This is a genomic window from Verrucomicrobiia bacterium, from assembly GCA_035946615.1.
Lineage (GTDB): Bacteria > Verrucomicrobiota > Verrucomicrobiia > Limisphaerales > UBA8199 > DASYZB01.
The window spans coordinates 1-14,559 of the sequence record DASYZB010000101.1; the positions used below are offsets into that span (position 1 = coordinate 1).

The 14,559-nt window shown below is 60.5% G+C and carries 7 protein-coding genes; 3 read left to right on the top strand and 4 right to left on the bottom strand.

Going from position 1 to position 14,559, the window contains the following annotated elements; genetic code table 11:
- Window positions 1-145: 145 nt before the first annotated feature.
- Together VG146_14035 and VG146_14040 are read right to left on the bottom strand one after the other, a co-directional pair.
- Window positions 146-943 (bottom strand): adenylate/guanylate cyclase domain-containing protein, encoded by a 798-nt coding sequence (locus VG146_14035; protein HEV2393466.1) that lies wholly within the window; start codon window positions 941-943, stop codon window positions 146-148.
- Window positions 940-4,350 carry a hypothetical protein gene (locus VG146_14040; protein ID HEV2393467.1) on the bottom strand — a complete coding sequence of 1,137 codons (3,411 nt, stop codon included), beginning with the start codon at window positions 4,348-4,350 and terminating at the stop codon, window positions 940-942. The genes VG146_14035 and VG146_14040 overlap by 4 nt, the downstream gene beginning before the upstream one ends.
- A gap of 312 nt (window positions 4,351-4,662) precedes the next feature.
- Here VG146_14040 and VG146_14045 point away from each other — a divergent pair, with 312 nt between their 5' ends.
- Both VG146_14045 and VG146_14050 read left to right on the top strand, forming a co-directional pair.
- The gene (locus tag VG146_14045; protein HEV2393468.1) at window positions 4,663-5,616 is read left to right on the top strand and encodes a tyrosine recombinase XerC; all 954 of its coding nucleotides are present in this window, start codon (window positions 4,663-4,665) and stop codon (window positions 5,614-5,616) included.
- A 365-nt stretch (window positions 5,617-5,981) separates the two neighbouring features.
- Window positions 5,982-10,058 (top strand): LamG-like jellyroll fold domain-containing protein, encoded by a 4,077-nt coding sequence (locus tag VG146_14050; protein HEV2393469.1) that lies wholly within the window; start codon window positions 5,982-5,984, stop codon window positions 10,056-10,058.
- Between the two features lie 91 nt (window positions 10,059-10,149).
- Here the strand turns inward: VG146_14050 and VG146_14055 are convergent, their stop codons facing one another.
- Window positions 10,150-12,111: a YjhG/YagF family D-xylonate dehydratase gene (locus VG146_14055; GenBank protein HEV2393470.1), complete on the bottom strand. Its 1,962-nt coding sequence runs from the start codon at window positions 12,109-12,111 to the stop codon at window positions 10,150-10,152.
- Window positions 12,112-12,537: 426 nt separating this feature from the next.
- Between VG146_14055 and VG146_14060 the strand changes: the two genes are divergently transcribed.
- Window positions 12,538-13,788: an MFS transporter gene (locus VG146_14060; GenBank protein HEV2393471.1), complete on the top strand. Its 1,251-nt coding sequence runs from the start codon at window positions 12,538-12,540 to the stop codon at window positions 13,786-13,788.
- A 102-nt stretch (window positions 13,789-13,890) separates the two neighbouring features.
- On the opposite strand, the gene VG146_14065 is transcribed toward VG146_14060, so the two are convergent.
- Window positions 13,891-14,250, bottom strand: a complete 360-nt coding sequence (locus VG146_14065) for a hypothetical protein (GenBank protein HEV2393472.1) — start codon at window positions 14,248-14,250, stop codon at window positions 13,891-13,893.
- Window positions 14,251-14,559 lie beyond the last annotated feature (309 nt).

Consider the following 14,559-nt stretch of genomic DNA (forward strand, 5'->3'; position numbering starts at 1 on the left):
CCAAAATGAACTGCTCGGTGGCCTCCGGACTGATACGGGGCAGGAGCGCCGAATAAGTGACGCGGGAGCGGATTTCCTCGTTGAGGGTCAAAGCCAGCGACTGGAGCAGCGGGGGTTGGCCCAGGAGCACGAGGTTGTGGGCGCTCTATCTGGGGTCAACCCATAGTTTGGTACCTGATGGGCCGGCGGCGGGCTCCTCGACGTTCAGCTTCCACTGAAACAACGGGGTTTTGCCCAGACCTCGGATGTCGTGAGTTGCTTCCTTGAAATCCTGGGCGGTAATGCACGCAATAATTTCCCTCTTTTTATTCAGCGGCAGCGCATTGAAGCAAATCGTCACGCCATTGGGGCGGGACAAGCCCTCGAGGCGCGCCGCCAAATTGATCGTGCCACCGGTATAATCGCGATAGCGGAAGAGCGTCGGATTGCCCTTGTCCCGATAGAGCAACCTCTGAAACGAGCCGATGGCAATGCCGATGCCCACATGATATTTTTCGGGGGCAAAATCGGCCGATAATTCAAAGAAGCGCTTGACGATCTCCTGCGAGGCAAACGCCAGGCCGGTGATTTCATCCACCGAGATGTCCGTAATCGAACCTTGCTCGGCAATCCAGATCAGCATCACGCCGTCACCGAGTTCTTTGGCAAAGGTCGTGTAGCGCTCATTTTCATTGGCCTTGAGCGTTTTACCCGAGAAACATTGGGACAAGACCCGCCGGAAGCAGGCCAGCAGGCTGATTGCATAATCCGAGTTGGCGTCCATGTAAGAGGTGAAATCCCGGATGTCGGCAAAAACGACGATGCCATTGTGCAACTCGGCTTTGACGTATTCATCTTCGAGGCCGGGGAATCGCGAGACAGGGGCGCCATTCTCGTGGACAGTGGCCGGGGAGTCGGCGGTTGGCCGGCGCGGTGAATCGAGGGTTGGGCTCGGTTGGCTCATGTGGTTTGTGCTGGCTGCGCGGCTGCCTCAGGCGGTTCACCCGGCGCGAGTTCCGGCTCGCGCAACCGGGTTTGCACCAGCAGGACATACCCGAGGACCGCTTCGGCCACTTTTTTCTGTTCGTCGCCCATTTCCATTTCGAGCAAGTTGCGCGTCGAGTGAGCCAGGTTATCCACCGGCTCGCGAATCTGGCGTCGCAAACTGTTCCGCAGCGCGCGGGTGGCGTGAGCGGCATCCAGTGAGCTGCGACGCATCCGAGCGAGCTGGGTCTCCTGCTTTTGGCGCTCGATCTGCTCGAGTTCGAGGGCGGACTGAAGTTTGGAAAGCTCGAGGTCTCGCTGGGAGGCGCCCATCAGATTGCGCTGGACCGATTCCAAGGCCTCGTTCAGGCGCTGGCGTTCGGCGGCTTCCTTTTGCAATTTCGCCTCCCGCTCCTGCAGCGTGCTTTGGGCGGTTTGAAGTTCTTGTTCGAGTGTTTCGCGCCCGCGCGATTGGTTTTGCAGTTCGCGCTGAAGTTTCTCGAAGCTCTCGGCCATGCGCTGGCGTTCGGCGGTTTCGCGCTGGAGACGGCCCTCGTGCTCGCGCGCCGCGTTCAAGCTCGCCTCAAGACGGCTTTGCAGCTCCTGCCGCGCGCCCTCGAATTTCTTGTGCGCCTCTTCAAAGAAGGCAAGGTCCTTGCGAAGCTGGGCATTGACCTCCTTTGCTTTTTGCGATTGTTCCTCGGCCAACTGGCGCTCGGCTTGCTGCTGCTCGAGGTCTGCGGTGCAGCGGTCCAGGGCCTGGGTGGTTTGGCGCTGTTGTTCTTCCAGAGAGTTGATGCGCGCCTGGTCCTCGCGCTGGGCCTGGAGTGTCCGGCCCAGGTCCTGGTGCAATGCCTGGAGGCGTCCACTCAGTTCGACGGCCCGTTGCTCGCTGCGCTGCCGTTCGCCCCGTTCCTTGGCCAACTCCGCTGTAACCCGCGCCAGGGCGGCGACACTTTGCCGTACCTGTTGGTCCAAATCGCCTGCCGGCGCCCCGTTCGCAGCTTCGGCCCCTGCCGGGCGTGTTTCGAGTTCCTTGAGCCGCGCGGCGGAGTCGGCGCCAACCTTTTGCTCCTGGGCCAATTTGTTGGAAAGTTCCTCGTGCGCCCGGCGGGCCTGGCCCAATTGCTGTTCAAACTGGGCGCAACGCGCCTCGGCTTGCTGGCGGGCCTGTTGGTCGCCTGCGGCCGCCGCCTCCAACTGCCGGCGCAACTCGGCCAGGGCGTGTTGTTGTTGCTGCTTTTGCTTCTCCAGCTCGACCGCCCCCTGCTGCTGTTGGTCAAAGGAGCCGTTGAAGCCCTCGAAGGCCTGGCGCAGGCTGGCCAACTCCTGCTCGAGTTCGGCGCAACGGGCCTGGGCCTTCTGCGTGACCGCAGGGTCCTGGCCGCCCTGTTGTTGGGCGGCGCTGGCCTCGGCTAATTGATGCTGGAGCGCCTCGATGGTCTTGTCTCTTCGCTCGATTTGGCCTTTGGCATGATAGAGCGCCATCTCTGCCTCGCAGACCCGGGTTGCCAGGTCTTGGCGCTGGTTTGGCTCGGTGACGGCCTCAGCTTGTTGAGTGGCGTCGCTGTGGGTCGCGTCTTCTGCCGGTGCTATCTCAGTTTGGTAATTCATGGTTTCCCCATAGTTTGGTGTGGCTGCAGCCGATTGCTGAACTGCAGCGGCTTCGTTTGATGCGAGTTCGGGTGCGGTGTTGGACTGGAGAATCGGTTGGGCATTTTCGCCGGCGCCCGTGGCGGCGGCCATAAATGCGGCTGCTGCCGCCTGGTCTTCCCCAATTAATTCGGGTTCTGGCGGCGGCGGTGTCTCGGCCTGGAAGACCGTCGGTGGCATTCCCTCGACTGGCCGTTCATCGGTCTGGGCGCCTTCGACTGGGTTTTCCGGCAGTTGGGCCGGGTATTGCGCCTCGCCGTCCGCTCCGGCCATACCCGGTTTAGCGCGAAAAATCGGCTCGCTCGGTATATCCGCGGCAGTAAACAAATGGTTGGAGAACTCTTCCGCCGGGGCGGCCAGGGTGGCGGGCTGGGCGGTTTGGACCTCCAATGGGAGGGGTTGGGCTTGCTCCTGTTGTGGCGCCCGGCTGAACAGTTCGAATCCATCTTCAAAAGCCGGCCCTGCCGCGGCGGCGCGCCGGGCAACAGGTTGACCCGTGGCGCCTGGCATTGGCGCCGCCGATACCGGGTGCGCCTGCAAAGGCATATTTTTTCCTTGCACCTCATTGAGGGCGCGCAGGACGAGCTCCGCAACCAACAGCGGCTCGCCCTCTAACCGCTGCGCGCTGGTCGGCAACTCCTCGCCCCGGTCCCACTTTAGAGTCGATTCCGGCCCGAACAGGACCGACGTCTTCGCATGCAACGGAAACTTCTTGATGTCCGCCAAGGCTAGCCCGTGCGCCTCAGGCAGCAGGACATTGGCGATGATAATCGACGTCCGATGCCCTAATAGATAGTCCCTTGCGCCGGCAGGTTCCTCGAAACCAACCGGGTCAAACCCGGTATGGGCCAGGGCTTCCTGGAGCGCCTTGTTTGACGGGGTCGCCTCATCGACGACCACGGCAGAAAAGCGGGTGAGCCGTTGCTCGTCACCCTCTGTTTGGAGCGGAATCTGGCGCATGACTTCGACACTGCGGGCGATGGTCCTCAGAGCAACATCGCTGTATCCCTGCTTGTGCTTGGCGAGTTGGGTCAGGAAATTTTGGATGGCTTCGGCCTGGCGGGCCAGGTTCGGCAACCCTGCGGCCTCGGCGCAACTCGCCAGAGAAGATACCCGGCTGAGAAGTTCGCTGCCGTTTGATGCCCGGGCCGGCGTCTCGCACCGCGCAAGCAACTCGGATTGCTCGCACACCCCGGCGATGATCTCCTCGATCTCTTCGGGTGCAACCAGGTCGGTGAGGGCCTCCTCGGGCGGTTCCGTGGGGGCGTGCAGGGAAGGCTGGGCCGCCGCTGATTCGTGGGGGAGGAAGGTCTTCGCGAACGTTTGGACCAGGTCCTCGCGGCTGATCGAGCTTTTGTCGAACACCTTGGTCGCAAGCTGCGCCACTTCCTTGCGCGTGGCTCGATGCATCCGATCCGCAAATGTAAAAACGTAAATGGGCCGGTTGCCAAATCGCGGTTCGGCACGCGCCGCTTTCATGAGGTCCAACCCCGATAAACCCACCAGCTTGAGTTCGACCAGCAGCACGTCTGGCTGGTAACTGCGAAGCTTCCTCAACCCGAGAATGCCGTTGGAGGTGCAATCCACCGCAAACCCGGCCAGCCGCAGTCGCAGCAGCAGAACAATGCGGGTGAAGCCGTCTCCTTCGACTAACAAGATTCGTTTGCGTCGCGTGGCTCCGGCGCTTTCCGCGTCGGCCACCTCAGGTGCGGGGCTTGCGTGGACTTCGGTCATAAAGGAACGAACTCCATTGGCCCGGCGCCCTCAGACAGCCAATAAAGACGGGCCGCTAAGGACGCGTCCCCGCCTGTTAAGCCGCCGAGGCTCTTGGCTCGGCGATCTGTAGGTTCAAAGCCTTGCATAGATATGAACTCCGTTACCTGAGAGCAGGAAATAGACCAATGCCCCTGGTGCGATTTGCGCCGTGAAATCCCCTGGGACAGTGTCGTAAGTGACTCATATTTTGACGGTTAGTACCGGACTGAACTGCGAACCGAAAGAATCTTGCGGGGCAGGTTGATGGGGGTCAGAATGGGGTTTAACCAAATGGACGCCGCTGACCGCAAAGAGGATGAATCGGTTTCGAAGTTCATGCAGCATTTAGCCACCGACCGCGGGGCGTCGGTTTACACGCAACGCAATTATCGCCAGGCTCTCGGCGAATTCGCATCCTGGCACACTCAAGAGCATCAGCAACCACCCGCCTGGCAGCAGCTTCGCCGGGATGATTTCCGCAGCTTCCTGCGTTTTCTTGGACGGCATAACCTCGGGCGCGCCGCCATTCAATTGCGCTTTTCCGCCCTGCGCACGTTTTACAGATTCCTGATTCGCCAAGGCCAGGTAGCGGCGTCGCCAATCAAGAATGTGGCTCTCCCCAAGCTGAGCCGCGCGCTGCCACAATTCCTTACCGCGCAGCAAATGGAAGACCTGCTGGGTGCGCCTCTCAAGCTGTTGCCTGGCTCGGAGGACAAAAGCGCGGAACCGGGCGCAGCCGCAGTGTTGTGCCGGCGGGATGTTGCCATTCTCGAGACCATTTACTCGTGCGGCCTGCGCATCGGGGAATTGTGCGGCCTGTGCGCCCAGGACCTGGATTGGCATCAGCGCCTGGTCCGCGTGCGGGGAAAGGGTAAGAAGGAGAGGTTAATCCCGATTGGCGAGCCGGCCTTGAAGGCCATTGAAACCTATTGGCGTTTGCTCCCGCAGACCCCAGCGGGCGAGTCTCCAGTCTTCTTCGCCGGGCGCTCCCAATCCCGGCCAGTGTCTGCGCGGGACCTGCAACTGCGCCTGAAAAGGTATTTGGCGGTTGCCGGTCTGGACCCTAACCTCACGCCGCACAAGCTGCGGCACAGTTACGCAACCCACCTGCTGGATGCCGGCGCCGACCTGCGCAGCGTGCAGGAATTGCTCGGCCACGCCCACCTGGCAACGACGCAGGTTTATACGCACGTAACGACCGAACGGCTCAAGCGCGTGTACGACAAGGCGCATCCTCGGGCGTGAACCGCAGAGGAACGGGCCGCAGACACGGGAAAGGAAAAGGCCGCAAAGGAACGCAGATGGCGAGGGGAGTTGTGGCACCGGCAAGACACCGGCGATGAGTGGCCGGAATGCGCTCTGGGAGAACGCGATAGTGTAATGTCAAACAGCCGGAGCGAAAGTCAGAGCCTCCTTACGTCGGCCGTTTGTTCTACAAGAGTCTCCTCTAGAACGTTTGTTCTAGAACTGGGTTTTTCCATTGACAAAGAGAATTCAAACTCTTAAAACGTTTGGGACATGAAATCCACACCACTCAGGGGTGGCGTAGTCTTCTACCCTGCTCATCCTGATCGGGTTGCTCCGTTCGCAGGTCAACACCAAAATCCAGTATGAATATGAACTTCCAACGCTCACTTACCGAATTATTTCACGGCATCACGCGGCGAGCTTCGTTCCACACCGTGGCGGCCAGTCTGGCTTTGACAGGGCTGGTTTCTGGGCAAACGGTCCCGCAAATCGGCGCGAAAATGGGCATCAATGGCAACGGCGGGGTTCAGAATAGCGATCCCGGGGCGCTACTGCCGACCGACCAAGCGGGCGCGCCAGGTTACGTCCAAACCAATTGGAATAACTTCGGGCGCTATGGCGCCGATGCGCCTGCGGTGGATAGCAGCGGGGCTACGACCACGGTGACCTTTAGTTGGGATTCCAACAATCTTTGGAGCGAGGCGGGCGGTGGCACACCGACCGTCGAGACGTTCCCCGATTTCAAGCTGATGAACGGTTACTTGGATTCCAATGGCAATCAGACCAATTTTCTGGATTACACCCAGCCGGTCGATGGCTATGCCAGCACCAACAACAACTGCAAACCCTGGGTGTACGTTCAGGGACTCAATGCCTGGATGACCGCCAATAACGTCTCGCAGTACGATGTGGTGGTCTATACCGACGGCGATAATGCCGGGGGTCGCGGCGGCCAGTACTGGATTCAGAATGCCACAGGGCCTTGGACTGCCCCAGGGATGACACTTGGAAGCGACATCACCACCCATAGTTTCATCTGTGTGGATTCGGTTTTTGTGACCGGAGACCAAACCTATTATCAGGTTCCTCCTACGGTCCTAACTGGCCGTGAGTCTCAAGCGGGGAACTGGCAGGGCAATGTGCTGACGTTCAATAGCCTGACGAACGACTCATTCCTGCTCCGCAAAAATGTTTATAACACCCGCGCCCCGGTTAATGCCGTCCAAATCGTTCCTCGCGCCCAGCCGTTGCCGGCCACAATCGATCCGTTGCTGCCGGCCAGTGTCTATTCCACCGGGACTGCGGTGTTCCGCGGCAAGGTGGCGGGAATCGTCCCGATGTCCTTCCAGTGGCTCAAGAATGGCGCGCCCCTGAGCGACGGGGGTAATACTTCCGGCTCGCTCACCGAGGCGCTCTCGATTGCGGGCGTGAGCGTCGCAGATGCCGCCAACTATTCGCTGGTGGTCTCCAATGTCATGGGAGCCATAACCAGTTCAGTCGCGCCGCTCACCGTGACTTCTCCGACCCCGGGCAGTTATGCGGAGAAAATCTTCACCAACGGCGCCGTGGCTTATTGGCAATTAAGCGACATGGGCGACCCTTCGACCAATTACGCTGTCGCAATCGACCGCACAGGCGGCTTTAATGGAACGTACGAATCGCTCGCGCAGAACGCTTTCAACGGGGTCGTCGGACCCCAGGCGCCGCTTTTCCCTGGTTTAGGCAGCGGCAACGGCGCGCTCCAAAGCGCTGCGGGTGTGGCCCATTCCTGGGTCATCGCGCCGCCCTTGAACCTCAGCAACAATAACGTCACTATCACGGCCTGGATTTATCCCACCGCCTTCGCCGAGCCAGGGTCCGCGGGGCTTGTCTGGTCGCGTAACGGCGGGGATGTGAGCGGTTTGGATTACCAGAACAACAACAATCTGGGCTACACCTGGAACAACAATTCTGGCACTTACAACTTTACCTCGGGTTTGATCATTCCCTCGAACATGTGGTCGTTTGTGGCCGTGGCGGTGACACCCACCAATGCCACGCTTTACCTCTTCAATGCCAACGGCATCTCGACGGCAGTTAATAACCTCACCAACGCCATTGCCGGTTTCAGCGGGCCAACGACCATTGGCGACGACCCCGCCAGCGCCGGCGCCCCCTCGGGCCGCGCCTTCACCGGCAGCATCGCTCAAGCCGCCGTGTTTAATAACGTCGTTCCTTCTCTCGAACTGTATAACATGTACAAGAAGGCGCTTGGTCTATCGGTTATCCCTGCCAGCATCACCAAACAACCGCAATCGCTGGAAGTCTATGCGGGCCGTCCCGCAGTCTTCACCGTCGGGGGGGCAGGTGATACCCCGCTGACTTATCAATGGCAGACCAATGGCGTGAACCTGGTTAATGGCAGCCATATTTCTGGCGCCAATTCGGCCATGCTCATCGTCTCGAATACCGCTCCGAGCGATGCCACTTCTTATGATGTGGTGGTCAATAACGTGGCTAACCAACCGGTGACCAGCATCCCTGTGACGCTTACGGTCGTGGCCTCCAACAGTGCGCCCGTCGCTTTTGAGGCTGCCATCGAGGCGGCCAATCCTCTGGCCTATTGGCGCTTTAACGAGCCCTCTGGCAGCCTTTACGCCTATGATTACTGGGGCGGCGATATCGCCACCAACGAGAACGTCACGACCGGTGTGGCCGGCCCACAGCCTCCCGCGTTTCCCGGATTCGAGACGACTAATTCGGCCAATTCGTATGATGGTTTCACTTCCGGCACGGATTCTCAGGAAAGCATCCTCAATAACCTCGCGCAATTTACGATTATGGGATGGTTTAACCCCACTGGCTTCGAACTGGCCCGAACTGGGTTGTTTGGCCAACCCACCGGTATCGGAGTGGGATTCTTCCCTGACCTGGGCGTAACCACGCCCAATGGGGGCACCGTTACTATACCGCAGAGCGCGATTACCCCAGGCCAGTGGTACATGGTCGCCGCCGTGGGTGACGGCAAGGCCCTGACGCTCTACCTGGCCACCACCGGCAGCGTGCTGCAGGCCTCAACTGTGCTCACGACCACCAATTATGGCAGTTCGCCCTATCCGTTCCGGATTGGCGGCGGCGGGGTGCTTGACACCTCGGCCAATTTCTTCTCCGGTCAGATCGATGAAGTGGCGGTGTTCAATCACGCCCTGACGCCGGCTCAACTCTCCGCCGTCCTGGGCGCAGCCACAACCAGCAATGGTTCACTCGCGCCCGTTTTCACCACCCAACCGGCCTCGCTCACTCTCTTCGCCGGGCGCACCGCACGGTTCAGTGCCACCGCTCTGGCCACCGCGCCGGTGACTTATCAGTGGCAAATGGACGGCACCAACCTCATCGATGGAGGCGACATCGCCGGTTCGACAACCGAAAGCCTGACCGTAACCGGTGTGACCACGAACAATGCCGCCCCCTACGCCCTGGTGGTCGCCAACCCATCCGGCTCACTTACCAGTCTCGTCGCTACATTGACGGTCATCCCGGTTACCCCGGGCTCCTACGAATCACAGGTCGTCGCCCTCCAGCCTGTGGCCTATTACCCGCTTGACGAAACGAACGATCCCTCGAGCGGCATGGCCGTCGCCAATGATCCCTATGGTGGCAATCAGGGCACCTATGGCATCGCGTCCCAGAATGGGTTCAACGGGATTGTCGGGCCGCGGCCGCCCGCGTTTGTCGGCTTCGATTCGAACAACTTCGCCGTCCAAATGGTCAGCGGGACACCGACATCGTGCGTGACCAATAATTTCGGCGCGCTGGACACCAACACGGCCACCTTTACGATGTGGCTCTTCCCGACGGCGGTGGAGGACTCCTATTGCGGGCTGGAAATGAACCGGCTTGGCGGCAATCCCGCCGGTTTTGGCTATACCGGCGGGCACTTGGGCTACACCTGGAATAATAACGCCGGGACAACCTGGGGTGCTACCTGGAGCGCTAACCTGGTGCCGCCCACCAATCAGTGGTCGTTCGTGGCCCTGGTGGTGACGCCCACCAATGCCAGCGTCTATATGAGCGACCCGGCCGACCGGGCGAACCTGCTCTCGGCAACGACAGCCGTGGCCAATGTCGTCGAGTCCCACGGTGGCACCTGGTTTTTAGGTAACGATACCGATGGCGCCACCCGCACCTTCACCGGTTCCATTGACGATGCGGCCATATTCAATTACGCCCTTACCCCGGCCCAACTGCAGCAGCTCAATTTTGCAGGCTCTGCCGGTGCACCTGTCATACTGACTATTGAGCGCTCGGGGACCAACGTCATCCTGACGTGGTCGCGTGGTGTCCTGCAATCCGCCAGCTCGGTAAACGGACCTTACAGCGCGGTGACGCCCGCGCCCCCCTCGCCTTATCCTGTTCCGGCCACCGCGCCCCAGCAGTACTATCGCGTGCTCGTTCAGTAGGCCAGCCGCGCGCTTGCGTTCGCAGGCGCTTGTTTGGAAGCAGATTCAGCAATGGCCGGGGTATTTCCCTGGCCATTTTGCTTCCAGGCGCTCATCCCTCAACCTTTTTCTTGAGCGCTGCTATAATGCGTTCTGGGTCATAAACACAGCCCGCCCATGTCCCGCCGCTGGCGAGTTGCAGGGCGGCCCAGAGTCGTGTATCCGCTGGCAGCGCCGGGTTTGGCGCCAAGTCGGGACGAGTGGACCGCCGGGCCAGGACCTCGGCGCCTTGTTGCGGAGTGAAGCGCCGCTCGCCTTCGCCAATGAGGTCAATGCTGCCTTCGAGACTGATGCGGTGGATGACCACGCGAATGGTGTCGCCGTCCAGCAGTTTGCCAATCGGCCCGCCGGCCAAGCCCTCTGGGGCGATGTGCCCGATGCATGCCCCGGTCGAGACGCCGGAAAACCGGGCGTCGGTAAGCAGCGCCACGTGCTTGCCGAACGGGAGATGTTTGAGCGCGCCGGTGAGTTGGTAGGTTTCTTCCATGCCCGTCCCCAAGGGGCCAACTCCGGCCAGCACCAGAACATCCCCGGCCTGGATACGTCCTTGCTTGATAGCGGTAATTGCGTCTGGCTCGTTTACGAACACGCGGGCCGGTCCCTCATGCCGATAGAGACCATCAGCATCCACCAGGGCAGGGTCAATGGCAGTGCTTTTGACCACCGCGCCGTCGGGGGCGAGATTGCCGCGGGGAAAGGCGACGGTGGGCGCCAGGCCGTGGGCGCGCGCCTGTTCCGGCGAGAGAATGACTTCATCAGGGTCCACCCCATCGCGCTGGCGCAGAAGTTCTCTGAAACGAGCGCGCCGGGCAGACTGCTCCCACCAATCGAGGTTCTCATTTAGTTTCTGGCCGCTGATGGTCAGCGCTTCGATGTCCAAAAGCCCCAAATGCCGCAAGTGCAGCATGACTTCAGGCACACCGCCTGCCAGAAATACCCGCACCGTTGGGTGGTGAACCGGGCCATTAGGAAGAACACTCACCAGGCGCGGGGTTGAGCGGTTTACTGAAATCCAATCCTCGATGCCAGGAGGCTTGAGCCCGGCAGCATGAGCGATAGCGGGGATGTGCAATAGCAGGTTCGTCGAGCCGCCGAAGGCGGCATGCACGACCATCGCGTTGCGAATGCTCGCCGGGGTCAGAATGTCCCGCCCGGCCAGTTTTCGGGCTGCGAGGGAATGGAGGGCCCGGGCAGAACGACGCGCCATATCGAGCCAGACCTTCTGGCCCGAGGGCGCCAGGGCCGCATGTGGCAGGGAAAGCCCGAGCGCCTCGCTGACCACTTGCGCAGTGGCGGCCGTGCCGAGAAATTGACAGCCCCCTCCCGGCGAGGCGCAGGCGCGGCACCCGAGTTCGGCTGCTTCAGAAAGCGAAATCAGTCCATGGGCATATCGGCTGCCGAGCGTTTGCACGGTCCCGGCATCTTCGCCCGCAGTGGGCGGCAGGGTGACTCCGCCCGGAACAATCACACAAGGCAACTCGCTTAATCCTGCAACGGCCATCATCATCGCCGGCAAACCTTTGTCGCAAGTCGCAATTCCCAGCACGCCCGCCCGCAACGGCAGCGAGCGCGCCAGGCGGCGGAAGATTATTGCGGCGTCATTTCGATAAGGAAGGCTGTCAAACATGCCGATGGTCCCCTGGGTGCGCCCGTCACAAGGGTCCGAGCAATAGCCCGCAAAAGGAATGGTCCCAAGCCGGCGAAACTCTTCAGCCGCCTGGTGGACCAGCAGCGCGATTTCCCAATGACCCGTGTGGTAGCCCAGTGCGATGGGTTGGCCGTCCGCCGCGCGCAACCCGCCCTGGGTGCTGAGAATCAGGAATGCTTTGCGTCCGGCCTCCTCGGGCGCCCATCCCATTCCAACGTTCTGTGTGAGGCCAAACAGCTCGCCGCTGGGGCTGTTGCGCAACAGGTCGTCCGTGAGCGGCAACCGTCCCGCCGGGCCGGAGGCGTGCGTTTGAATCTCATAAATCTCTTGCGAGACCGGCTCCAGAATTTCGTCCTGCCAACGCATGGCGCCATTGAAACACCGGCTCTCTGGGAAACAATGGCAAAATTCCCAGAACTGGAGTGATAGTCTCGCGTAGCGGTGCCGTGCGGCAGCCGTGGGCCTCGGCCCACGGAATCGAGCCCATGACATGCCGCGTCGCGTAGCGACGCTTGAAAGCCCCGCCATCTCGACTGATTCAAATCGACGGCCTTTCGGTTCCCTGCTACAGAGGTGTCCGCAACATGCGCTATAACCGTACCTGCCGAGGATTCCCCCTCTCCCCTTCGGAAGGGGAGAGGGCGGCGGCGAGCACCCACATCGGTAACACATGGTTGATTCATTGCACATGAGGATGCAATCGCAGCCCCTTGCCCCCTGCGCAGCGAGCGGAGCAAGCCGGAGCGAAACAGCGGGCAAGGCCCTGTGCGCGGATTGGTCCGTTTCCACTCTATGAACGAACGACGTTGGTTGCGCATTATTCCCGTCGCGCTCCTGATGTACACCATCTCCTACGTCGATCGAACCAATATCTCCCTGGCACTGGACCCGACGATTTCGAGCATGATGCGGGACCTGCTGATGGACGACCGCATGAAAGGGGAGGCCGCCGGCATCTTCTTTTTTGGTTATGTGTTGCTGCAAATTCCTGGGGGTTATTGGGCGTCGCGGTGGAGCGCCCGCAAAATCATCAGCATCTTCCTGGTCACCTGGGGCCTATGCGCCATCGGTTGTGGCTTCGCCCATACCTTCACTCAGTTTGAGGTGGCGCGTTTTTTCCTGGGTGTTGCCGAGAGCGGGGTGTTCCCGGCCACCCTGGTGTTACTGGCCAACTGGTTTCCACGCTCCGAACGCGCCCGGGCCAATGCCTACTGGAATCTCTGCCAGCCCCTCGCCGTGGCCGCATCGGCCCCGTTCACAGGCTGGCTTCTGGGGGTTTACGGCTGGCAGCGCATGCTCATCCTTGAAGGTTTGCTTCCCTTTATTTGGCTGCCCATCTGGTGGTTCTCCATTCGTGACCACCCGCGCGACGCTAAATGGATTTCTGCCGATGAGAAAGAGTTCCTCGAAACCACCCTCCGCCAGGAAGTGGCGGAGCTTGAGCCGCCGCGCGCTGTCTCGCTCTGGGAACGGTTCCGGCATCCATCCATTTTCGTCATGGTCGCGATTTATTTCCTTCATAATTGTGCCGCCTACGGGTGCATGACCTTTTTTACCGCCAGCCTTAAAGGGCGCGGCTTTACCGGGCTCGAGTATGGAATTCTTTTTGGGATTCCTTATGCCGTGACGGCCATCATCATGCTGCTCAATTCCTGGCATTCGGACCGCACCCATGAACGCAGGGGCCACGTCGCGCTGGTCTATATCTTAAGCGGCGTGAGCCTCGTTTTGAGCGTCTGCCTCAAAGAGAGCTTTTGGATTTCCTATGCGCTGATGTGCCTGGCCATACCGGGCCCTTTCGCAGCCATGGCCCCCTTTTGGGCCATTCCCGCCGAGACCCTCCCTCGAAGTGTCATGGGCCTGGTCATTGGGCTGGTCAACGCCTTTGGGAACCTGGGTGGATTCGCGGGACCTTACATTGCCGGCTGGCTCAAGCTCGAGTACCACAGTATCGCCGTTCCCTTTAACGTACTGGGCATTGGAATGCTCGTGGCCGCCGGGCTTGCATTTTTGCTCCCCAAGTGTCCGCGTCCCTCCTCATGATTCTGTCCGGCCATGATTCTGTCCATGATTATCTTGCCTGAACCGGGAGCATTTTGCCGTTCAGTTTCTCTGCGCTCTGTTGCGTTCCTTCGCAGCTAAAAATCAATCCGTCGCGCACTCCGCTTGCGAGGCCCCCGGCTCAACCACTAACGGGCAGTAGCGCAGTACGGGGATGGCTGATGAGCCGATGCGCAGCCGCTTGGAGTCCGCCTGGATGGTGAGCCCGCCCTGCGCGCAATGCGCCCTGACCAGCCGCTGCAGGCTCGAATGCGACACCGTGCAGCAGCCGTCCTCCCATCCTACTACAGCCATTTCACCGATTGTCCTTTGGCTCTCCACGCGCACCCGATTGCGAAAGGCTGTCAACTGCAGCGGCGCATGGGGCCGCTCCCGCGCCGGAATCGCCTCTCCTGCCAATTCCAGCATCCTCACGAATGGTTTCCGTTGAATTGTTATTGTCATATTGTCCGCCTGTTCTCGGCGACAGAAAACCGAACCCGTTCCCTCCGGACCGATTTGCCAGCGCCACAATGAATCTGTTCTCCGTGTCTGCCTTTCTCTTTTACCTCCCATCCATTCGCATTGAAATGGGTCAACTCCCTACCCCAATTTTGTTCCCGGCCAAGACAAGAAATGAAAAGAGCCTACTGCTCCTCCTGCACCTTTGCGTCTCTGCGTCTCTGTGTTGACCCCCATAGCCAATCATTAAATCCTCCCCGTTCAGCCTTCAGCCTTCAGCCTCAGCCTTTCCCACCCCCTGGGCACTTCACC